Source organism: Staphylococcus sp. IVB6181 (assembly GCF_025561445.1).
GTDB lineage: Bacteria > Bacillota > Bacilli > Staphylococcales > Staphylococcaceae > Staphylococcus > Staphylococcus simulans_B.
On the sequence record NZ_CP095096.1, the window covers coordinates 570,926 to 594,812 of the forward strand.

The 23,887-nt window shown below is 38.4% G+C and carries 12 protein-coding genes and 2 pseudogenes; 8 read left to right on the top strand and 6 right to left on the bottom strand.

The features are described 5' to 3' along the window. Positions 1-57 precede the first annotated feature (57 nt). Complete coding sequence (locus MUA90_RS02465; RefSeq protein ID WP_262588120.1) at positions 58-1,488, top strand: phosphate--AMP phosphotransferase; 1,431 nt, start codon at positions 58-60, stop codon at positions 1,486-1,488. Between the two features lie 84 nt (positions 1,489-1,572). Then, on the top strand, positions 1,573-2,532 hold the full coding sequence (locus tag MUA90_RS02470) for a cation diffusion facilitator family transporter (protein ID WP_262588123.1): 960 nt from the start codon (positions 1,573-1,575) through the stop codon (positions 2,530-2,532). A gap of 255 nt (positions 2,533-2,787) precedes the next feature. Here the strand turns inward: MUA90_RS02470 and MUA90_RS02475 are convergent, their stop codons facing one another. After that, on the bottom strand, positions 2,788-3,414 hold the full coding sequence (locus tag MUA90_RS02475; protein WP_114604528.1) for an FMN-dependent NADH-azoreductase: 627 nt from the start codon (positions 3,412-3,414) through the stop codon (positions 2,788-2,790). 200 nt (positions 3,415-3,614) lie between these two features. Here MUA90_RS02475 and MUA90_RS02480 point away from each other — a divergent pair, with 200 nt between their 5' ends. Then, positions 3,615-3,914, top strand: a complete 300-nt coding sequence (locus tag MUA90_RS02480; RefSeq protein ID WP_114604529.1) for a hypothetical protein — start codon at positions 3,615-3,617, stop codon at positions 3,912-3,914. A gap of 49 nt (positions 3,915-3,963) precedes the next feature. Here the strand turns inward: MUA90_RS02480 and MUA90_RS02485 are convergent, their stop codons facing one another. Further along, complete coding sequence (locus MUA90_RS02485; protein WP_114604530.1) at positions 3,964-4,200, bottom strand: hypothetical protein; 237 nt, start codon at positions 4,198-4,200, stop codon at positions 3,964-3,966. 149 nt (positions 4,201-4,349) lie between these two features. Between MUA90_RS02485 and srtA the strand changes: the two genes are divergently transcribed. After that, positions 4,350-4,958: a class A sortase SrtA gene (srtA, locus tag MUA90_RS02490; RefSeq protein WP_262588125.1), complete on the top strand. Its 609-nt coding sequence runs from the start codon at positions 4,350-4,352 to the stop codon at positions 4,956-4,958. Positions 4,959-5,019: 61 nt separating this feature from the next. Here the strand turns inward: srtA and bioB are convergent, their stop codons facing one another. Next, on the bottom strand, positions 5,020-6,033 hold the full coding sequence (gene bioB / locus MUA90_RS02495) for a biotin synthase BioB (RefSeq protein ID WP_262588127.1): 1,014 nt from the start codon (positions 6,031-6,033) through the stop codon (positions 5,020-5,022). Between the two features lie 546 nt (positions 6,034-6,579). On the opposite strand from bioB, the pseudogene MUA90_RS14035 reads away from it, so the two are divergent. Next, positions 6,580-6,706, top strand: a pseudogene (locus tag MUA90_RS14035) (YSIRK-type signal peptide-containing protein); the annotation flags it as partial. Positions 6,707-7,452: 746 nt separating this feature from the next. Beyond that, the gene (locus MUA90_RS02505; protein ID WP_262588131.1) at positions 7,453-10,866 is read left to right on the top strand and encodes an SdrD B-like domain-containing protein; all 3,414 of its coding nucleotides are present in this window, start codon (positions 7,453-7,455) and stop codon (positions 10,864-10,866) included. Between the two features lie 277 nt (positions 10,867-11,143). On the opposite strand, the pseudogene MUA90_RS14040 reads toward MUA90_RS02505, so the two are convergent. Beyond that, positions 11,144-12,696, bottom strand: a pseudogene (locus MUA90_RS14040) (IS3 family transposase). A gap of 614 nt (positions 12,697-13,310) precedes the next feature. Here MUA90_RS14040 and MUA90_RS02520 point away from each other — a divergent pair. Continuing rightward, a complete protein-coding gene (locus MUA90_RS02520) occupies positions 13,311-21,437 on the top strand; it encodes an Ig-like domain-containing protein (protein WP_262588134.1) in 8,127 nt (2,708 codons plus the stop codon). A gap of 164 nt (positions 21,438-21,601) precedes the next feature. Further along, the gene (locus MUA90_RS02525) at positions 21,602-22,114 is read left to right on the top strand and encodes a methylated-DNA--[protein]-cysteine S-methyltransferase (RefSeq protein ID WP_262588136.1); all 513 of its coding nucleotides are present in this window, start codon (positions 21,602-21,604) and stop codon (positions 22,112-22,114) included. Here the strand turns inward: MUA90_RS02525 and MUA90_RS02530 are convergent. Both MUA90_RS02530 and MUA90_RS02535 read right to left on the bottom strand, forming a co-directional pair. Further along, the gene (locus tag MUA90_RS02530; protein WP_262588138.1) at positions 22,099-22,935 is read right to left on the bottom strand and encodes an alpha/beta hydrolase; all 837 of its coding nucleotides are present in this window, start codon (positions 22,933-22,935) and stop codon (positions 22,099-22,101) included. The two genes, MUA90_RS02525 and MUA90_RS02530, sit on opposite strands and share 16 nt — an antisense overlap. A 131-nt stretch (positions 22,936-23,066) precedes the next feature. Then, on the bottom strand, positions 23,067-23,687 hold the full coding sequence (locus MUA90_RS02535) for a YIP1 family protein (protein WP_262588140.1): 621 nt from the start codon (positions 23,685-23,687) through the stop codon (positions 23,067-23,069). Positions 23,688-23,887: the final 200 nt, after the last annotated feature.

A 23,887-nucleotide genomic window follows, 5' to 3' on the forward strand; every position in this document is an offset into this window, starting at 1 on the left:
GCAATTCAGTCTGAAAAAGTGTTAATTTAGAAGTAAGTTTATAAATGGGGTGAGAATATGTCAACTAAGATTAAAGAACTTGAGTTAAAAGCATCTGAGCTAACAAGAACAACGCATCAGCTAGGGATACCGGTTATGATTGTATTCGAAGGGGTGCCGGCAGCAGGAAAGACACGTTTGTCTAATGAATTACTACTTACGTTGGATGCTAAATATTCCAGCTTTATTGCGACAGCATCGCCGACTCAAGAAAATCTGCGCTATCAATTTCTTCAAAAGTATTGGAATACCTTACCGGGTAAAGGCGAAATCAATATCTATTTCAGAAGCTGGTATGCACACTATATTGATTACAAAGTCAATGGTATAAAGCATTTGCAGTATAAAGATTATGATGTGCTGCGCGACCAGATCGCAGGCTTTGAAACTATGCTTGAAAATGATAACTATGAAATTATCAAATTCTATATTGAGATAGATGAACAAAAACGACAAGAACATATTTTACAGACGAAAGAGAATCCGTTAACACGCTGGAAAGCACAAGAATATGAAAATGTAATTCCTGATGATATTTATCTTGAAGAGATGAGCCGTATTTTAAATGATCCGAAACAAAAAGATTGGCAAGTGATTGATTATACGGATAGAGAAGCGGCTACGATTCGTATGTATGAACATATTATCAAACGCTTGAAAAAAGCGATTAAAGCTTATCACGAACGTGTCAAAACACGTGACGGCTTATTTACACCTGACTTTAAAACAGATTTATTTGATAATCTATTGCCTAAAGTCAGCAAAGCAGACTATAATGCACAAATTGAAAAGCTGCAAGCACGTATGCTGGAAATTCAATTTGCGTTATATGAAAGAAAAATCCCATTGATTCTAGTCTTTGAAGGTATGGACGCAGCGGGTAAAGGCGGCAATATCAAACGTATTCGCGAAAAATTAGATCCGACAGGTTATGAAGTCAATGCGATCAGTGCACCGACTGATGTTGAACTGGCACATCAATATTTATGGCGTTTTGCCCATGATATGCCGAGAACCGGACATATTGAAATGTTTGACCGCAGCTGGTATGGCCGAGTACTTGTGGAACGTGTGGAAGGTTTTGCGACTACAGATGAATGGCAGCGTGCGTATCATGAAATCAACGACTTTGAAAAAATGTGGACAGATGAAGGTGCAATCATCTTGAAATTCTTCCTCAGCTTAGATAAAGATGTACAGTTAGAACGCTTTAAAGCGAGAGAAGACAATCCAGATAAACAATGGAAAATCACAGATGAAGATTGGCGCAACCGTGAAAAATGGGATTTATATTTAGAAGCAAGTGCGGATATGGTTAATAAAACGAATACTTCTAATGCGCCATGGTACATTGTACCTGCTGATCATAAGAAAACAGCACGTATTGCGGTATTGAAGCGTATTATTAAAACATGTGAAACAGCGCTGTGGGGCGTTCATCACGATTAGTAAAAATCGAGTATAATGGATGTAGCTAACATACATTCAAAGTGATAGATTTATTTACGGACTATGTAAACGGGAGGGCAAGTAATGGCAAGAAATTATTCTAGGACTTATTATTTCCATCATGTGGAGCATCGAAAAATTCAACAAAGCTCTAAAAAAACACTATGGTTATCATTAATCATTACATTGTTCTTCACTATTGTTGAATTCGTCGGAGGGATTGTCTCCAATTCCTTAGCACTATTATCAGACTCATTTCATATGCTGAGTGACGTATTGGCATTAGGTTTATCAATGGTCGCGATATATTTTTCAAGCAAGCGTCCGACGAATCATTTTACTTACGGCTTTTTAAGGTTTGAGGTAGTTGCGGCATTCCTTAATGGTTTGGCATTGGTAGTCATTTCATTATGGATTTTCTACGAAGCGATTATGCGTATGATTTTCCCAAGGGAAATCGAAAGCGGCCTAATGTTTTGGATTGCGGTCATTGGTTTGATAGTCAATATCGTACTGACATGGTTGTTGTATCATTCTTTGAAATCTGAAGATAACATCAATATCCAAAGTGCGCTTTGGCATTTCTTAGGCGACTTGCTTAACTCGGTCGGTGTCATTGTAGCGGTAATTTTAATTAAAATTACCGGCATTCAAATGATTGACCCGATTTTAAGTATTGTCATTTCATGCGTATTATTAAACGGCGGTTATAAAATCTTAAAGAATGCTTGGCTTATTTTAATGGAAGCAGTACCGAGCGGTTTAGATGTGGATCAGATTATGGAGGATATGAAGAAAGCAGATCGTGTCATCGATGTGCATGAATTCCACCTTTGGAGTGTTACTTCAGACCAATATTCATTATCTGCACATGTGGTGCTAGACAGTAAAGACAGCCAAGATGCTTATAGTATCATCAACCAATTAGAAAAATTGCTGAAAACAAAATACGGTTTGCATCACACAACATTGCAAATTGAACATCTGGATTTAAACCATTTGGATGAGAATTATTTTGAGCAATTCGAAAATGAAAAAGAATAATAGTGTGTTATTGAATAAGAAAACGGGTAGATTAAGAAATAACATTCAGAGTTGAAATCTGAATGATGAAATTTGCCTAAAGGAGGCTTATTCAATGGCTGAAGAGAAAAAAGGTTCTATTTCAGGTCGTGTTGTAGAAACGACGAAAGAAGAAGCAAAAAAACAAAAAGAGAAGTTAGAAAAGAAAAACGATAAGTAACACATAAAAAAACGGGCAGTTCCATTATTAAGGAGCTGTCCGTTTTCATGTTAAGATTAAAATTCTTTTGCGAATGATTGTGCGTTTTGAATCGCATTCAATTTAATTTCTTCAGCATTTTCAGGTTCTGCATTATGACCTTCGATTGCGATTAAGTTAATGTTTGGTACACCCATGAATGCTAGGATAGTACGTACATAACGGTCGCCTAATTCGAAGTCTGCAGCTGGGCCTTCGCTGTAGTAGCCGCCGCGTGATTGAATGTGTAATGCTGTTTTATCTGTAAGCAGCCCTTGTGGTCCTTCAGAAGAGTATTTGAAAGTTTTGCCTGCAACTGTTACAGCATCGAAGTAACGTTTAACAGCAGGAGGGAATGATAAGTTCCACATTGGAGTAACAAAGACATATTTGTCAGCTGCTACGAATTGATCAACAAGTTCAGTTAAGCGATTTACTTTTTGTTGTTCTGAATCAGTAAGTGTTTCGCCAGATTGTAATTTACCCCAGCCTGAGAAAACTTCAGCATCGATTTCTGGTACATCGTCTTTGAATAAATCAATATGAACCACTTCGTCTTCAGGGTGTTCTGATTGATAGCTTTCGATAAAGGCTTTACCAACTGCCATTGAGTTTGAAACCATTTCATCTAATGGGTGTGCAGTAATATATAATACTTGTGACATTAATAATCATCCTTTTACATGTAATTTAAGATATATTTATTATACTCGATACAATTTGTATATGAAAGTGTAAATTTTACACTTTTGAAAAATATCTGTTGTGCAAAATAGGAACGTTTGGTGAACAATGGTTTTGGATGATACAAACTGCTTTGTTGAGGCGTATAATACTTGTGATATGAAATAGCAGAGGTGAAGAGATGAAGAATTTGCTGATAGGAACTTGCCTATTCTTGCTTGTAATCGGATCAGGTTTATATACGATTAAGGCGGAAATTCAAAATGATGCAGAAGCCGCATTGCATCAAAAGAAAAAATTAAAAGGGATAACATCTGAAAAACAATTAAAAGCATTTTTCAATGATGCGAAGAAAACTGAAGCCCAAAAATTAAGCGCGTATGAAAGTGCCGTTGAAAATAAAGTCATTCCGCGCAGTCCGCATTTTCAAAATGCAGATGCCGCATATAAAGAATCGATGGATTTGAAACATCATCATTAAAAAAGCAATCATTTATTGAGTGTGACAGACTCTGTAAATGATTGCTTTGCTATAGATTAAAGAATGCTTTGATTTCATTGTATGAAGGTAAATGGTCAGCAGCGTGCTGCAAGTTTTGCAATGATGGTATATCGTTGGACCATGTTTGTATTTGATTGAAGAAAGTGCCGTCGAAAATACTGCTGTAAAAGTTTAGAAAGTTATTTAAATAATTGCCGTCTTGCCATACTTTATAGGTACCGATCAGTGCGAGTATAAATATGAGCCCTTTAAATAAATTCCACATCGTCTTTCTCCTTAAAAACATTTTAGTATCTAATTAATTGTATAACATTTTAATCTTGATTGCCAGTGCATACTAAAGGATATATGCAAAGTGAAAATCATGGTATAATAGACGAAATTCACATCATGAACTTAATTAGGAGGTTGACAATGGGCAAGTGGAAATCACGGTTATTTACGATTATTGGAGTCGTACTGATTTTAGTCGGTATCTTCATAGTGTTTAAACCGCAAATCGATCATTATATCGCTGGAAAACAAAATGATGCAAAAATTGAACATTATGATAAAAAACAAGCGGAACAGAAAAAAGATAAAAAAGAAGTACCGAAAGTTCCTAAAGATAAATCACAATTAGTAGGTTATATCGATATTCCGAGCGTTAAAATCAAGGAAGCGGTGTATCCTGGTCCTGCTACACCAGAGCAGTTGAACAGAGGTGTCAGCTTGGCAGAAGAAGATGAATCGTTAGATCAGCAGAACATTGCGATTGCCGGACATACGAACACCAGCGGCAATTATCAGTTTACTAATCTGCACAAAGCTAAAAAGGGTGCAAAGGTAACATTTAAAGTAGGGAATGAAACAAGAAAATATAAAATCACTTCTATTAGAGATGTTAAACCTGACGAAGTCAGTGTATTAGATGAACATAAAAATAGTAAAGAGCAGCTTACATTAATCACTTGTGATGATTATAATGCGCAAACAGGCGAGTGGGAGACGCGCAGTATCTATAAAGCAGAACGTGTAGATTAATCAAATGAAACAGACCTGAGACAGTATGATAGATTTATCATGTCTCAGGTCTGTTTGTGTTTTATTGAACTTCTAATTCTTTTGTAATTTGTTCAGCAGTATCTTCTGGCAAGTTGCTGTTGTCGATTTCGAAACCTAAATCTTGAATCATTCTAAAGTCCATATCATTAGGTTGGCCGCCAGTGATAAGATAATCGCCGACAAAGATTGAGTTCGCAGCAAGCAATGCAAGCGGCTGTAATGATTGTAAATTGACTTCTCTGCCGCCAGCGATACGGATTTCTTTCGTTGGATTCACTAGTCTGAATAATGCGATGATACGTAAACATTTCATAGGTGTTAATTCATCCATGCCGCCAAACTTAGTACCTTGAATAGGGTGAAGGAAGTTGATTGGAATACTGTCCGCATCAAGTTCTTTCAACTCAAAGGCCATATCAATTCTGTCTTGTGCTGTTTCACCCATTCCGCAAATAACACCTGAACAAGGTGAGATGTTATGTGCTTTCATAATTTCAACCGTATGCACACGGTCTTCATATGAATGTGTTGTAACTACTGTGTCGTGATAGTTTTCACTGGTATTCAGGTTATGGTTATAACGATCGACACCCGCATCTTTTAAGCGTTGTGCTTGTTCATCATTCGCAATACCTAAACAAGCACAGATTTTTAATTGCGGATGATTGTGTTTGATTTGTTTTACGGATTCAGTAATATGGTTGACTTCTTTATCACTTGGACCTCGTCCGCTCATAACAATACAATATGTACCGATTTGATGTTCAGCTGCCGCATCTGCACCTGCAATAATGTCATTTTCTGGAATTAAAGCATAACGATCTTTTCTTTTCATATCTCTTGATTGACCGCAATACCCGCAATCTTCAGGACAAATACCGCTTTTTGCATTCAAAATCATATTCAACTTCACTTTTTTCCCATAGTAATGCTTTCTGATGGCATAAGCCTCATCTAATAGTGTCATCGTATCGATAGATTCATCTGTATATAAATCATAGGCTTCTTCTTTTGTTAACGCGGTGCCATTTAAAATCTTATGTGCTAATTCCATTTTTGCTTCCCCCTTAGAACTATAAAAGTCTAATTGTTAACTTGTAAACTTAAAAAGATTACATTCACCTTGTTGATTTTACATCAAATCATTAGGATTGCCAAGTATTACTCAAATAATGTAATTTAACGATACTTATTACACTTTTAGGGTGAGGATTTGTATAAAAGTGAAAAGTTAATATCTATTATAATAGAAGCGTTTATTAGCGTATATCAGTAAGTTTTATATTCAATTTTGATATATAAATACAATTAAATGAAAAGTGATTTGTCTAACAACAGTATTGGAATAGTGTAGGATGACCTGAAAACGAAGATTAAAATTAAAAAATTGTATAGCAAAACTGTCTATTCTCAAACGTAATTGAAACAATAATATTAGATAACGTTTTGAAAATCATTTTAAAAATAATGTACAATTAGATAATTCAAAAAAAGTATAATAAAATGATGCAAATAACATTCAAATGGGGTATGATGTAGGTGTAATATTAATTTAAGTTGCTTAGGGCATAATAGGACAATCACGAAAGGGGAAACATTAATGAAAAAATATTCCAATGGATTTAACGCGAGGCGCCAAAATCAATATTCGATCCGCAAATTTACAGTAGGTACAGCTTCGATTATAGTAGGTGCAACAATTTTATTTGGACTAGGAAATGAAGCGAGAGCTGCAGAATCATCAACTTCAAGCAGTACTACATCATCTGCTGACCAAACGTCAGGTTCAACAACACCTGAATCGACCGACCAGTTAGTAGGAACATCGTCTAATTCAACTGACCAGTCAGTAGGTACAAATACTGAATCACCATCACCAACTGCAGAACAAACACAAACAGCTACTGAACCTGCGGCTTCAGTTGAGGCACCAGCAAGTGCTGATACAGTACAACCCGCACAAGATGCGACTACAAAGGACAGCAATGTAACATCTTCAACAGAAGCACCGACAGCAGATACTTCTTCGAAAGATACGGCATCTGAGCCGGCACCAACACCTGATACATCTTCAACAACAGAAAAAGCATCTGAGCCAGCACCAACAGGAGATACATCAGCTGCGGAAAAAGTTTCTGAACCAGCACCATCATCTGGTACATCTTCAACAACAGAAAAGGCATCTGAACCAACACCGACTGAAGCACCAGCACCGTCTTCAACAACGGAAACTACTTCAGGTTCAACTTCAGAGCCAACATCATCATCAACTGAATCAGCATCATCAGCTCCTAAAGAGCCAACTGCTGAACCAACAAGCTCAGTAATAACTGCATCTGAGCCGACAGAACAAATTACAGCAGCAAGTTCGAATACAACAGGTACGACAAATACAGATACATCAGCATCATCAACATTAGCTGAACAAGCAGGTGTTACATCAACTGATTCTCCTGAAATAGCAACTTAAAAATTGCTGCAACAATCATCTGACAATAAAGATGCAAATACGATCCAAACTACTGCTGAAACTACTCCTACATTACGTACTTTCAGTACTTTTGCGGCACCAGCAACTACTACTTTGGCAGCTGCAACTGGTACAAATGTAAACAGTTTGGTGACAGTATCTAATGCGCAAATCTCTGAAACAACGATTGATCCTAACCAATCAGGCAACTTCCGCTTAACTGCTGACTATACAGTAAATGGGGATGTGAAAGCTGGAGATTACTTTACAATCCAGTTACCTTATTATGCAAATATGGATGGAGATTTCAATCATGCAGGAACTAACAATCAAATGCAGACAGAATTATATTCACCAGCTGGTTTAGTTGTAGATGACGGTGTATACGATACTCAAACTAAAACTTTAACTTACACTTTCACTGATTTTGTAAATGGAAAAGATCACATTTCTGGAAGCTTTGATTTAGCACAATTTGCTGACAGAGAAAATGCACCATACAGCGTAACGTATGCATTAAATTATAATTTAGCGGGAGAAACATTTAATACGCAAATTACTTATGCATATGACACACATAATTATATCTCGTATCCAGCATCTATTGGAACTATGATTACTGAAGTAGATGCAACAAATACTACTAACACATTCAAGCAAGTTATATATGTTAATCCGGATGATGTTAACCTCAGCAGAGCTTTTCTTACAATTGCGCCAAAAGATGCTAATAGTAGTGCAGTTATCAATTATAATGATACTCAATTACACATTTACAAAGTTAATGATCCAAATGCTTTAACAGACAGCTATGCATTTGACCCGACAGTCTATCAAGATTTAGCACAAAATTATTATAATAGTGGAAGTATCTATACAAATAATAATGGCCTCTTAGAAATCAACTTTGGTCAAATTGATTCACCTTATGTAGTTGTAATGGAAACACCATTCGACCCGACTTACAGTAATGAAATTACTACTAGAGATACTTTCTACGCTACTGATTATGCTGGTCAATCATCATCATACTATTATGATAGTGTTGTTGTTCAAGAAACTAGCGGCGGCACAGGTGATGGAACAGTTGAAAGTTATCGTTTAGGCGACTATGTATGGAATGATACAAATCACGATGGTATTCAAGATGTTGGAGAAACACCAATTGAAGGTGTAACGGTAACACTAAAAGATACGAATGGTACTGTTTTACAAACTGCTGTAACTGATATGTATGGAAACTATTTATTTACAGACTTAGCGAACGGTAACTATGTGGTTGAATTTACTGCACCAGAGGGATTTGTATCAACTACTCAAGATGCAGGTACAGATAATGCTAAAGATTCAGATGGTTTAGTTGTACCAGTAACTATTAATGGGGCAGACGATTTAACAGTAGACTCAGGTTTCTATGTTCCAGTTCCAGCAACATACAACTTAGGCGACTATGTATGGGAAGACTCAAATAAAGACGGCATCCAAAACTCAAACGAGGTTGGCATCGAAGGTGTAACAGTAACGTTAACGAAACCAGATGGTACAACAGTAACGATAGTTACAGATGCCCAAGGTAAATACAACTTCTCTGGCTTAGGAAATGGAGAATATACAGTAACGTTCACACCGCCAGCAGGCTATGAAGCATCTCCAGTAAATGTAGGCGATGTTGCATTAGACTCAAATGGTTTAACAATAACAGCGACAATCAATAACGCAGACAACACAACGATTGACTCAGGATTCTTCAAACCGACGGTTGAGCCGACACCAGTTCCAGCAACATACAATTTAGGCGACTATGTATGGGAAGATTCAAATAAAGACGGCATCCAAAACTCAAACGAGGTTGGGATCGAAGGTGTAACAGTAACGTTGACGAAACCAGATGGTACAACAGTAACAACAGTTACAGATGCGACTGGTAAGTATAACTTCTCAGGTTTAGAGAATGGAGAATACACAGTAACGTTCACGCCACCAGCAGGTTATGAAGCATCACCAGTGAATGTAGGCGACGCAGCATTAGACTCAAACGGTTTAACAACAACAGCGACAATCAATAACGCAGATAATACAACAATTGACAGTGGCTTCTTCAAACCAGTAGTAGAAACACCACAAGAACCGGCAACTTACACAGTCGGAGATAAAGTTTGGGAAGATACAAACAAAGATGGTATCCAAAACTCCAATGAGCCGGGCATCGAAGGTGTAACAGTTACGTTAACGAAACCAGATGGTACAACAGTAACAACAGTTACAGATGGAAATGGTAACTATGAGTTCACAAACCTTCCAAACGGTGATTATACAATCACATTTGAAACACCAGAAGGATACGAGCCAACAACACCAAATGTTGGAAACACTGAATTAGATTCAAACGGTACAACAACAACAGTTACAGTAAATAACGGAGACGATAAAACAATCGATAGCGGATTCGTTAAACCAGTCGTAGAAACACCACAAGAACCGGCAACTTACACAGTTGGAGATAAAGTATGGGAAGATACAAACAAAGACGGTATCCAAAACTCAAATGAGCCGGGTATTCCAGGCGTAACAGTAACGTTAACTAAGCCGGACGGATCAACAGTAGTAACAACAACTGATAATAACGGTAATTACGAGTTCACAAACCTTCCGAATGGTGATTACACAATTACGTTCGAAACACCAGATGGATATGAACCAACTACACCAAATGTTGGTAATACTGAATTAGATTCAAACGGTACAACAACAACAGTTACAGTGAATAACGCGGATGATAAGACAATCGATAGCGGATTCGTTAAACCGACGGTTGAGCCGACACCAGTTCCAGCAACATACAACTTAGGCGACTACGTATGGGAAGACTCAAATAAAGACGGCATCCAAAACTCAAATGAGGTTGGGATAGAAGGTGTAACAGTAACATTAACTAAGCCGGATGGTACAACAGTAACGACAGTTACAGATGGAAATGGTAACTATGAGTTCACAAACCTTCCAAACGGTGATTATACAATCACATTCGAAACACCAGAAGGTTATGAACCAACAACACCAAATGTTGGAAACACTGAATTAGATTCAAACGGCACAACAACAGTTACAGTGAACAACTCTGATGACAAGACGATTGATAGTGGATTCGTTAAACCTGTAACACCAGAGGAGCCAACAACTCCAGAGGAGCCGACAACACCGGAAGAACCAACAACACCAGCAGCACCAAGTCAACCTGAAAAGGCAGCAGTGAGCCCAATCAAAGAAAGCAAAGCTGAAACACCATCTAAAGGCAAAGAAGCTAAAAAAGAATTACCTGAAACTGGTCAGGATGGATTGAATGCTACGTTAATCGGTTCAGCTTTTGCGGCACTTGGAAGCATCTTATTATTCAAACGTCGTAAAAAGAATCAATAAGATCACAATCAATCAATAAAATAATGCAACACAAATAAGTATCGTTTTACTAGAGTGAACTGCTCCCTGTCAAGTAGACAGGAAAAAACAAAAAATAATTTATTGGGAATCTGATAAACAAATTTTAAGTTACTGTACAAATGAGTTGATAAATCTCGTTTGTACAGTTTTTTTATTCTCCTAGCGCACTATCGTTTGCTTGATCTGGTAAAAAAAGTGGTGCGCTACGCACACTACTTTTTTTACCAGATTATTTAGGGTAGACATTAGTTAGAAGTTAAGCAATTAATCTTTCCATTTCCAAAGTAATTCTCTCATTGTTGTAAAAATCAATGTATTCTTTAAACTGCGAGCGTGCAGTTTTTATATCCTTGAATTTATAATGTCTATTACCGCGATAAATTTCTGATTTCATTATTCACCAAAATGATTCCATTGGACTATTATCTATGCATCGTCCGACTCGTGACATGCTTTGAATAACACCTTGCTCATCGAGCAAGAATTTAAAATGTTTGCTTGTATATTGAAAACCTCTGTCGCTATGTAGTATTAAGCCGCTTATATTTTTCACTTTCTTTAACGCTTTATTGAAAGTATTAAAAACCAGCTGATTGTTATTTGAATAACTTATATCATAGCTTACAATTTTACCTGTTCCGAGATCTCTGATAGCGCTTAAATAAAATTTCCTTCCATTTTCTAAAATAAGTTCTGTCACATCTGTTACCCATTTTTTGTTAGCTTCCGTTTCACTAAATTCTCTATCTAATAAATTCTCGGCAGTAATAGTAGGTGTTGAGGGTCTATATCTTTTTCTTGCAGCACGTATGCAAGATTTTAGACCTAATTTTTTCATTAAACGATATACTCGTTTACGACTTACTTTTTTATCCAGTCTTAAACAGATATATATACGAATACGACGATAACCATATATACCGTTGTATTTATTGAAAATCCACAAGATTTCTTTCATTAATATTTCATCTTCAATTTCACGCTGTGTTTTAAATTCTCTTCTCTTTCTCCACTTATAATAACTGGCTCTAGAAATTCCAACCACCTTACATAACAGAGTTATTGGATATTCATTTTTTAAGTCTTCTATTACAAGGTACTCAACTATTTGTCTAAACGGCGATTGATCAGCTCTCTTTCTTTCTCCTTCAACTTTTTTAAAATCTTGTTTTCCATTTCTAAGTATTTGATTCTTTCTTCAAGAGCTTTTGTTTTAGCTAATGCTTGTTCTTCATCAGTCATTGTCTGAGTTGGCTTACCTTTATCTCTTCCGTCTACAAGACCGGCACTTCCAAATTGTTCATATTTTTTAACCCAACTATATACTTGGCCATAATTAACATTATATTTTAAAGCTGTTTTCTTATAATCTTTTTCTGACTCAATACATGCTTCTACTATTTCTACACGTTCTTCGAACGTTGTTTTTCTCGCTTTCATTGAATACACCCCTAGTAATGGAGAATATGAAACATTCTCTTTTCCTAAAGTATATCGTTTTATCCAATCCCTAACAGTAGAATATGCTGGAATATTATATTTTATTGCTAAATCAACAGCAGAAACACCTTCAGTTAAGTATTCCTGAACAATTGTTTCTTTAAATGCTTTACTATAAGTATTATTGCTTTTCTTTGGTAATAGTACCTCAACGCCATGTACTTTATATTGGTGATATTTAAACATCACCTGTTTACGTTTTAATTCTATACCACTCTTTTCTATAGCTTCATTACAACTATAACCTTCATCTATTAAACTAAATGTTAAGAGAAATAATTTAATGTCACTTTCGAGATATTTAGACATAAGAATGCTCCCCCTATAGTTTTGTTTTTTTAGTGTCTACTATAGGGGGAGCATATCAGAGTATCGCTCTAGTAATTCGGTACTTTTTTTATTTTTAATAGTGTGGAGGATATAAAATTAAATGGGGTGAAAAGCGTATAAATAAGAGTATTTACCTTAAAAATGATAACTATTCATATTAATGTGGATAGTTATCTTTGTAAATGTGTCTAATTTGTGATAATTGTAAACGTTTTATTAAGTGTATTATGTAACTGAAGATAGGAGAAAATGATAGTTTTTGCCATAATAAAACCTTATTTTTAATGAAGATTGTATAAAAATAAAATTGATTGAACTCAATTGCATTGCGTAATCTGGCGTGCTTTATCTAGGTGAAGTATATAAGAAAATTATGTTATAGATTACAAAATTGCATATTGAAAATTATTTGATAATAAAAAGCGTGGCGACACAAAAATTTACGAAAAATGGATAAAAGACTTAACTAAATTGATTGGAAATGTGCTACTATTTACTTGCACTAATTTTTTGACAATTTTAACAAAGTAGTGGGCTTCATTTATAACGTTAACAAGTACAATTTTCATATCTAGAAAGGGGTTATTACTTTTATGGGAAATAATTCACGTAAAAACAGTTTTGATGCAAGACGTCAAAACAAATATTCAATCCGCCGTTTTACAGTCGGCACGGCTTCTATTATTGTGGGAGCAACCATTTTATTTGGTATTGGAAATGAGGCAAGAGCTGCTGAAACAAGCACAACTACTCAAACTCCAAGTGATGCCAATGGACAAACAGCTGATCCTGCACCTGCAGAAACTGGGACATCTGCAGTAGAAGCACCAGCTACTGATACAACGGCAACTGCTCCGGATACATCTAGTACGCCAACATCTGAAACACCAACTAATGCAAATGAAACATCAAGCACTCCAACTTCAGACATTGCAGCGGATACATCCAACACACCGACATCAACAGATAAAACAACTACAACTGAGCCAAGTTCAACTGATCAAAACAGCACAACTACGAATGAAACGCCTCAAACAGATTCAGCACCATCATCAACTGAAACAACACCATCATCAACAGATACGCCAACAACAGTAAAAGAGCCAGTTCAAGAAGATAGTACTACTGCCAATAGCACTACTCCTAAAACTGAATCGCAAACTTCGACTGCACCGACTACTTCAACTGAAGAACCTGCTGCCAACAGTACAGTTGAACCAGTAACAAGTACACCAACTGAACCGACTGCTCAATCAGCTGGTACTGAATCAACTCCAACACAACAAGCAGAAACAAGCTCAGTTACTTCTAATGATACTAGTGCAACAGAAGCACCACAACAAATTACTGCAGCTGATTCATCAACTACAGGTACACAAGATGCACCAGTAGTTGTAAATGCGGACGGTACAACTACAACTGACTTAGCAACAGCATTACAACAATCATCTGACAGTAAAGATGCAAGCACTATTGAAGCTACTGCAACACCTTTAGCATCTACTAGAATGACAGCGTTTAGTGCAGAAAGTGTTGAATCGCAAACTGCAACATTTGCAGCATTAGCAGAACCAACAGCACCTTTATCTCTTAAAGAAGAGTTAGAAGCGAGTGCGGTTTATTCACCTGGTGTTTGGGATCAAACATACGGTTATCAAGGTAATGCAGTAGTAATGGAACAAGGAAGCAAATATAACAATGTGGCTTCTCAAGAACCAATTGAAGGCGTAAAACTATACTTACAATGGACTGACAGCACAGGTTATGTTTCACCAGTTTATTACACAACTTCAGGTGCGGACGGCAGATATGTTATTGATTTATCACAGCCGCAAACTGATGCTTTAGGTAAGGAACATACTTTCAACCTTGCAGCAGATGCTGATATCGCTATTAGAACTTGGGCAGTAAGTCCAGACCCTACTTTAAATGTTGTCAAAGATGGCGATAGTGTCAGAGGATTCCATAAACGTTTAGAACGTGTAAACGAATCATGGGACTTCACAGCTGGCATTAACAGAATCGTAAACAGCCAAGTTATCTTACAAGAAGACCCATTACAAAACGATTGGTTGGTCAAACCACAAGCAGATTGGGAAACTTCAGGCACTGCTGATGGTGTTTGGACTAATACAGGCGAATACGGTAAAGTTTCAGGCGCTGTATGGTATGACTTAGCAGAAGGCTATGGTTCAGACGCACGTTGGTTAAAACAAGATTCATGGGATGTCAATGCGACTGGTGTTCAAGTAGTAGCATCATATGTTAATGACGACATCGCTAGAGAATTCGATACTTGGAAAGCCAATAACCCTGGTTACACAATGGAACAATTCAGAGCGGCACAACAACAGATTGTGACAGATTATCAAGCAATCAATGGTGTAGGCTCACATATTGCTGAAAGTGTAGTAGGAACAGTAGAAGAAAGCGGAGATTACTATATTCCGTTTAGAGGATTGTATGGTATCAGCGCTTACCAACAAAATAGCGGGCTACCTATTTCGCATACAATTTCAGATGCAGAGTACGGTACATTAGTAACAGATGCTGACGTTTCACATAACAACTTAATGGCGTGGAACGGTACAATCGGTCAAAAACACCGCCACATCAACTCTGATTATATGTATATTACACCACTAGTAGATGGTGTAGCGACATTTGGAAACAACTATTATAACAATATGTTTACATCAGCAAATGTAAGTGCAGACTTGCATGATGCAAAAATGTTAGCTTCATATAGTGGTTATGAACAAAACTTCTCATTTATCACAACAAACCCTATGCATGATATTTCAGTTGACGGTTCGACGGCTGAAGTAGCTAAACCTGGTGATGTTTTAGTATCACAAACTGAAGGTTTATTCCCTGGCGAAGATTATCAAGTTCAATGGTTTAAAGATGGTGTAGCTATTGGAATACCTGTTACATTAACAGCTGCAGCAGATGGAACATTAAGTTCAGTACCTTTAATAGTACCAACTGATTTAGCTAGCACATCTATTTACACTTCTGGCGTATTCTCACAAGGTGTAAGCACAACTTCAACTACAAATGCATTGGCACTTGATTACATTTTAGCTGAGCCATTCAAACAAGCTGATTTTAATGAACCAGTTTATCAAGGCGGCGAAGGTGCACCAGGAACAACTGTAGATTTAGCTTCACCAACATTCACTGATCAAGCAGGTACACCAGTAACACCTCCAGACGGTACAACATATGCGGCTGGAACAAATGCACCAGCAGGTGTCACTGTTAATCCAGACGGATCTTTAAGTGTAGCAATTGCTGATACTGAAGAACCAGGAACAACTATTTTAGTACCAGTAGATGTAACATACCCTGACGGTTCAGTAGATACAGTCAATGTACCAGTTACAGTAGTACCTCAAGCACCAGTTGTTTTACCTACAGAAGCAGGTATCGATCCGATTACTGGCACACCTTACCCAGTAACAGGTACAGGTTATCCAGGCGGAACAGTAGATGTGACTTTACCAGATGGTACAGTTCAACAAACAACTGTAAATCCAGACGGCACTTGGACAATTAATCCAACTACACCATTAGAAGCAGGCCAAGTTGTAAGTGCTACGCAAACAGTAGGCGTAGATTATAATGGACAACCAAATGTATCAACAGTTGGAACTGGCACTGTAGTTGACACAACAGAACCTGTAGTGGGCCAAATCGATAATGTAACGGCACCTGAGGATCAATTGATTACTCCGATTCCAGTTACAGTAACAGATGCAAGCAACACAACAGTAGACGTAACAGGTTTACCAGAAGGTGTTGTTTATAACCCGACAACAGGCGCAATTGAAGGTACACCGACAACTCCAGGTGTATACAATGTTAATGTTAAAGTAACGGATGAAAGTGGATTAGTAACAGATGTACCATTTACATTTACAGTTACAGATACAACTGCACCGGAAGTAGCGCCGATTACAGATGTAACAGTACCTGAGGATCAATTGATTACTCCAATTCCAGTTACAGTAACAGATGCAAGCAACACAACAGTAGACGTAACAGGCTTACCAGAGGGTGTTATTTACAACCCGACAACAGGCGCAATTGAAGGTACACCATCAACACCAGGTGCATATAATGTAAACGTTAAAGTAACAGACGAAGCAGGCAACGTAACAGATGTACCATTTGTAATTACAGTTACAGATGAAACAGCACCAGTTGTAGCACCGATTGATAACCAAACAGTAGCTGAAGATGCGGCAATCACGCCAATTCCGATAGTAGTTACTGATGACAGCAATACTACAGTGGACGTAGCAGGCTTACCAGAAGGTGTAGTTTATAACCCAGAGACAGGCGCAATTGAAGGAACACCAACAACACCTGGCAACTATCCAGTAACAGTTACAGTAAAAGATGAAGCAGGCAACGTAACAGAAGTGCCATTCACAATTACAGTTACAGATACTACTGCACCAGCTGTAGGAGAACTTGCTGATCAAACATTACCTGAAGATACAGCAATTACGCCAATTCCTGTTAATGTAACAGACGATAGTGCAACAACAGTAGAAGTAACAGGCTTACCTGAAGGATTAGTTTACAACCAAGCAACAGGTCAAATTGAAGGCACACCAACAACACCAGGTGCATATAATGTAAACGTTAAAGTAACAGATGAAGCAGGTAACGTAACAGACGTACCATTCACAATCACAGTTACAGATGAAACAGCACCAGTTGTAGCACCGATTGATAACCAAACAGTAGCTGAAGATGCGGCAATCACGCCAATTCCAGTAGTGGTTACAGATGATAGTGCAACAACAGTAGATGTAACAGGTTTACCAGAGGGTGTCGTATACAATCCTGAAACAGGTCAAATCGAAGGCACACCAACAACACCAGGCAACTATCCAGTAACAGTTACAGTAAAAGATGAAGCGGGCAATGTAACAGAAGTACCGTTCACAATTACAGTTACTGATACAACAGCGCCAGTAGTTGGAGATATTGCGGATCAAACAGTACCTGAAGATGTAGCAATTACGCCAATTCCTGTTAATGTAACAGACGATAGTACAACAAATGTTGAAGTGGCAGGTTTACCAGCAGGTTTAACTTACAACCAAGCAACAAACCAAATTGAAGGTACACCAACAACACCAGGCGTATATCCAGTAACAGTAACAGTTACGGATGCTGCTGGAAATGTGACAGAAGTACCATTCTCAATTACTGTAACGGATACAACTTCAGCATCAATTGAAGATATTGCAGACCAAACAGTACCTGAAGATGTAGCAATTACACCAATCCCAGTAGTAGTAACAGACGACAGTGCTACAAATGTAGAAGTAACAGGCTTACCAGCAGGTGTCGTATACAATCCTGAAACAGGACTAATCGAAGGTACGCCGACAACTCCTGGTCAATATCCAGTGACAGTAGTGGTAACAGATGCAGCAGGCAACACATCACAAGAAGTATTTACGATTACAGTTACAGATACGACTGCACCAGTAGTTGGAGAAGTTGCGGATCAAACAGTACCTGAAGATGCGGCAATTACGCCAATTCCGGTAGAAGTAACAGACGACAGTCACACTACAGTGGACGTTCCGGTAACAGTGACTTACCCAGATGGTACGTCAGATAAAGTAAATGTACCGGTTACAACAGCAACACCGCAAAGCGATCAATATGATCCAATCGGTACACCTGTCAATAAACCTAACGGTACACCGACAACAGAAAATGATGTTACAGGCAATGTAACAGTACCGAACTATCCAGCAGATCAAACACCGCCGACAATCACAGTAGATGACCCTACAACATTGCCGGATGGTAATACACCAGGTACAGTCGATGTGCCAGTAACAGTGACTTACCCAGATGGTTCAACAGATAAAGTCAATGTTCCAGTAATTACAGGCGATACAGATGCATCACAATACGATCCGACATCTAATCCGGTTAACACACCATACGGTACACCGACAACAGAAGATGATGTTACAGGTAATGTAACAGTACCGGACTATCCAGCAGATCAAACACCGCCGACAATCACAGTGGATGATCCTACAACATTGCCAGACGGTACAGTACCAGGTACAGTTGACGTTCCAGTAACAGTAACGTATCCAGATGGTTCAATCGATCAAACAACAGTATCTGTAACAACAGGCAATCCTCAAGCAGATACGTATGATCCGACAGCAACACCAGTGAACAAACCAAATGGTACACCGACAACAGAAGATGATGTTACAGGTAATGTAACAGTACCGGGCTATCCAGCAGATCAAACACCGCCGACAATCACAGTGGATGATCCTACAACATTGCCGGACGGCACAGTACCAGGCACAGTAGATGTTCCGGTAACAGTAACATATCCAGACGGTTCAACTGATAATGTCAATGTTCCGGTAACAACTGGCACAGCAATGACAGAAGATTATACACCTACAACGAACCCTATTGAACAAAATGCGGGTGTCGCAACAACTGAAAACGACGTAACAAGCAATGTGACAATCCCTAACTATCCAGCGGAACAACCATTGCCTCAAGTTACAGTCAACGATCCGTCAACATTACCAGACGGTACAGTACCAGGCACAGTAGATGTTCCGGCAACAGTAACGTATCCAGATGGTTCAACAGATCAAGTGAATGTTCCGGTAACTACACGTCCAGCTGCTCCTGAAATCAATCCTATTGAAACAGGTGCAACAACAGTAACTGGTAATGGTTATCCATCAGGCACTGTAACTGTCTATCTGCCAGACGGTACAACACAAACAACACAAGCAGATTCAAACGGTGCTTGGACAGTAGAATCTAATACACCATTGAATACTGATGATGTTGTAAGTGCATTCCAAACTGTCGGAAGCAATTACAGCGGTCAGCCAAATGAATCTGATTTAAGCGAAACAACTGTTGCGGATACTACAGCACCAGATGCACCGCCGATCAACCCAATTGAGTCAGGTTCAACAACAGTGACAGGTACAGGTGAACCTAACGGTACAATCACAGTCACTTATCCAGATGGTGCAACAAGCACATCAACAGTCGACCAAGACGGCAACTGGACAGCAGATGTACCAGAAGGCACTGTGCTTAACCCAGGCGATAGCGTAACTGCTACACAAACAGATGAATCAGGCAACGTATCAACACCAAGTACAGAAGTTGTAAAAGATACAGCAGCACCAGATGCACTGCCAATCAATCCAATTGAATCAGGTGCAACAACAGTGACAGGTATCGGCAATCCTGGCGATACAATCACAGTGACTTATCCAAATGGTTCAACAAGCACATCAACAGTTGACCAAGACGGAAACTGGACAACAGATGTACCAGAAGGCACAACATTAGTAGACGGCGATAGAGTTACAGCAACTGCAACTGATGAATCAGGCAATGTATCAACACCATCAACAGGCGTTGTAACAGATACAATCGCACCAGATGCACCGCCAATCAATCCAATTGAATCAGGTGCAACAACAATTACAGGTACAGGTGAACCAAACAGCACAGTGACAGTCACTTATCCAGATGGCTCAACAAGCACATCAACAGTTGACCAAGACGGCAACTGGACAACAAATGTACCTGAAGGCACAGTATTGAACCCAGGTGATAATGTCACAGCAACACAAACAGATAAAGCCGGCAACACATCTACACCAAGCAACCAAGTTGTAACAGATACAATCGCACCGGATGCACCGCCGATCAATCCGGTAGAATCAGGTGCAACAAACGTAACGGGTACAGGTAATCCTGGCGACACAATTACAGTGACGTTCCCTAACGGCAATACAGCAACAGGCACTGTAGATAATGACGGCAACTGGACAGTCGATGTACCAGCAGATACACCATTAAATGCAGATGATGTTATCACAGCAACTGCGACTGACGAATCAGGCAACACATCAACTGAATCATCAGTAACAGTGACAGATACTGTAGTGCCAGATGCGCCAGTTATCGATCCTGTTGATGAAGGTGCAACAACTGTTACAGGTACAGGCACACCAGGCGACAATGTTACAGTGACATTCCCTGACGGCAACACAGCAACAGGCACTGTAGACAATGAAGGCAACTGGACAGTTGATGTACCAGAAGGTACAACAGTTAATAAAGGCGATGTTATCACTGCAACAGCAACTGACGAAGCTGACAATACGTCAGATGAATCATCAGTAACTGTTACAGGCAAAGCAAACAATGCGACACCGCCAGCGAACGATGATAATCAAGGCGGCACAACTGTAGTCACTCCTAAACCTCCAGTTATCAACCAAGTTCCAGAAGAAAGTCCATCTGTGACAGGCACAGCAACACCAGGCAACACTGTAGAAGTCACATTCCCAGATGGTCATAAAGAAACAGCGACAGTGAACCAAGAAGGCGGTTGGTCTGTACCTGCTGTAGAAGGAAAAGCGCTTGAAAGCGGCGAAGTTATTACAGCAGTAGAAACTGACAAAGCCGGCAACACTTCTAAAGTAGTCAGAGCAATTGTCGGAGATAATACAGGTTCTGAACCAGCTGAAGATCAATCAGCTGAAGAAGCACTGCCAGATACAGGTCAAAATGACAATGCTAAAAATGCAACATTATTCGGCAGCTTGTTCGCACTACTAGGTTCAATCTTCTTATTCGGCAAACGCCGCAAAGAAGACAAAGAAAAATAAGAACTGAAAATCAGTATAGATTTTAAGGGGCACATCTCATTTGAGGTGTGCTTCTTTTTCTTACATAATAGGATTAACGCTATGTATTAAAGTATTGCATTTTAATGAAAGCAAAAGCCGATTTTGAAACGTTTAAATATATAAAATGAAGAAAAGGTGATGTCATGATTAAAATAAGTGATTATCCTTCAACCATCGGTTTATTAACATTGATGAGCGAAGATGATGTGCTCACAGGGGTTTATTATCCAGGACAAATCAATAAAGACAATCCGCATTATGAGAAGGTGCAGATTAATGAGGTGCCTGTTTTACAGAAAACAAGCCTTTGGTTTGATGCATATTTTAAAGGAGAAAATCCTGAAATTGATTTTAAATATCATGCTTCAGGTACAGAATTCAGAGAGCAAGTATGGGAAGAATTAACGAAAATACCTTACGGTGAAACAGTCACGTACGGATCAATTGCACAAAAGATTGCTAAGCTTCGAGGTAAAACAAAAATGTCGGCACAAGCAGTCGGAGGTGCAGTAGGAAGCAATCCTATCTCTATTATTATTCCGTGCCACCGTGTTGTAGGCCATAATCGTAAACTTACAGGGTACGGCGGCGGATTGGATAATAAACGTTATTTGCTGCAATGCGAACATCATGATTTGAGTCAGTTCAGCGAATAAGCATCAGCCCATTGATGCAAGAACTTTACAGCTTTTAAATAGACAGCTTCTGCTTCAGTACTAAAAGTACGGTCAAAGTCATGTGCGTCGCTGTCAACCGCAACTAATTCTGCATGTGCAGCATGCTGCATAAGACGCAAGCTTTCGTGATAAGGCACATCGATATCTCTTTTCGCATGTGCAATAAATACAGGCGGCAATTGTTTTAAAGAGGCGTTATCTAAATTCAAAGTATGACGCGTTTCATCAGTAATACCGGTATAGTCGAACCATTGTCCTTGGCCGCGTGTATAGAGATAAAGCGGATATCTGAATTGTGCATGGCCTTCAATGATAGGCTCAGGCTGAATCATAAATTGAATCATCGCTTCGTTTAAATGCGCAGTCATTTGACGAAATGCTGCATGCGGTTGTATCAATTCAGGAAGTGCAACTTGTGCGAAACCATAGAAATCAAGCACACCTTGGACATTGCGTTGATGTGCAGCTTGCAATGCAAGAAAGCCGCCGGAAGAACGTCCGAAAGTAAAGCATGGCAGATCAGGATATTTTGCAAAAACTGCATCAAATACACATAAAGCATCTGACATAATCGTATCGATTTTTACTTCAGGCGCAAGACGATAAGGGGCTTCTGCAAGGTAAAAGTGTTCAGTGAATAATGCAATCACTTCCGAAGGCAAATCATGCGGTGTGCCTGCAATCAAACCGCCGCCATGATAATAAATAATAACCCCTTTCGGTGTTTGTTTCGGTGAATGTATTTGAATAGGTAAAGCAAATTTGTCTTGAGTCAGAACGGTAACAGTGTGTGATGACATAGTAATTCCTGCTTTCTTTCTAATTGAAATGTATGAATAACTCTATTTTAGTGGTTAAATGATGAAATAGGTAGCGAGAAGTTGAAAAAGGAGCAGATGAACGTGAATGTGTTCATCTGCTCCTGATTTTTTTACGGTTGCACCATTGCGCCGATTAAGCCGAAACCGACAGATAATACGACTAAGATAACACCGAATATTATAGAAACTTTTCCAGATAACTTGCATGTTTTATAAAGCAGCAAGCCGAATAAATAACCAGATAATAAAGTTTGAAGATTAAATACTCCTAATACTTTATTTCCACTGTCAAATATATTCAAGCTGGTAATTGAAATTTGTGCAACGTCTAAACCTACAATCGCTTGAATACCTACAACTACGAATGCGACAAGCGAACTGATTAAAAATGCGAAGAGTGTACCTGCAAAGATACTTCTTTTTCTTACATCTGATTTAAAAATTCTCGCAATGCCCCAAACAATCAGATAGGCAAACAACAGATAGAATAATTGCCCGACAATTCCTGAAATAATAGTTATGGGAATCATAAAGGACTTGAATTGTTCAAGTTGTGCCTGATTCATTTCTTGATTGCTGTCCTTTAAGACTTGTGTCCAATCTGTAGCGACTGAAGTAATCCATAAAGTTGCAAGTGCGATTACAATCCAAATGATTAAGTTGATGATCCATTTCGGATGTTCTCTGTACTTTTGGAAGTTTGAACCTAATAGTAATTTTGAATGTTCCATGCTGTACTCCTTCTCTTTTTTATTTCAACAAAAGCGTATCATAATTGTTTATTATAATAAATAGGTTTCTTAAAATTGAAAAATATACTTTAATTCTGCATTTTCATGCAGTGTTTTTGATAAAGATTATAGAATCAATATTAGAGGTTAGTTAAAGAATTTTAATTTCTAATTTAATTACAGTAAAGGTATTTATTTAT

What these genes read in the sequence shown, in the direction of transcription:
- MUA90_RS02475 (WP_114604528.1), bottom strand. Translation starts at nt 3,414, where the DNA reads ATGTCACAAGTATTATATATTACTGCACACCCATTAGATGAAATGGTT.
- MUA90_RS02485 (WP_114604530.1), bottom strand. Translation starts at nt 4,200, where the DNA reads ATGTGGAATTTATTTAAAGGGCTCATATTTATACTCGCACTGATCGGT.
- srtA (WP_262588125.1), top strand. Translation starts at nt 4,350, where the DNA reads ATGGGCAAGTGGAAATCACGGTTATTTACGATTATTGGAGTCGTACTG.
- MUA90_RS02525 (WP_262588136.1), top strand. Translation starts at nt 21,602, where the DNA reads ATGATTAAAATAAGTGATTATCCTTCAACCATCGGTTTATTAACATTG.
- bioB (WP_262588127.1), bottom strand. Translation starts at nt 6,033, where the DNA reads ATGGAATTAGCACATAAGATTTTAAATGGCACCGCGTTAACAAAAGAA.
- MUA90_RS02530 (WP_262588138.1), bottom strand. Translation starts at nt 22,935, where the DNA reads ATGTCATCACACACTGTTACCGTTCTGACTCAAGACAAATTTGCTTTA.
- MUA90_RS02520 (WP_262588134.1), top strand. Translation starts at nt 13,311, where the DNA reads ATGGGAAATAATTCACGTAAAAACAGTTTTGATGCAAGACGTCAAAAC.
- MUA90_RS02480 (WP_114604529.1), top strand. Translation starts at nt 3,615, where the DNA reads ATGAAGAATTTGCTGATAGGAACTTGCCTATTCTTGCTTGTAATCGGA.
- MUA90_RS02465 (WP_262588120.1), top strand. Translation starts at nt 58, where the DNA reads ATGTCAACTAAGATTAAAGAACTTGAGTTAAAAGCATCTGAGCTAACA.
- MUA90_RS02535 (WP_262588140.1), bottom strand. Translation starts at nt 23,687, where the DNA reads ATGGAACATTCAAAATTACTATTAGGTTCAAACTTCCAAAAGTACAGA.
- MUA90_RS02470 (WP_262588123.1), top strand. Translation starts at nt 1,573, where the DNA reads ATGGCAAGAAATTATTCTAGGACTTATTATTTCCATCATGTGGAGCAT.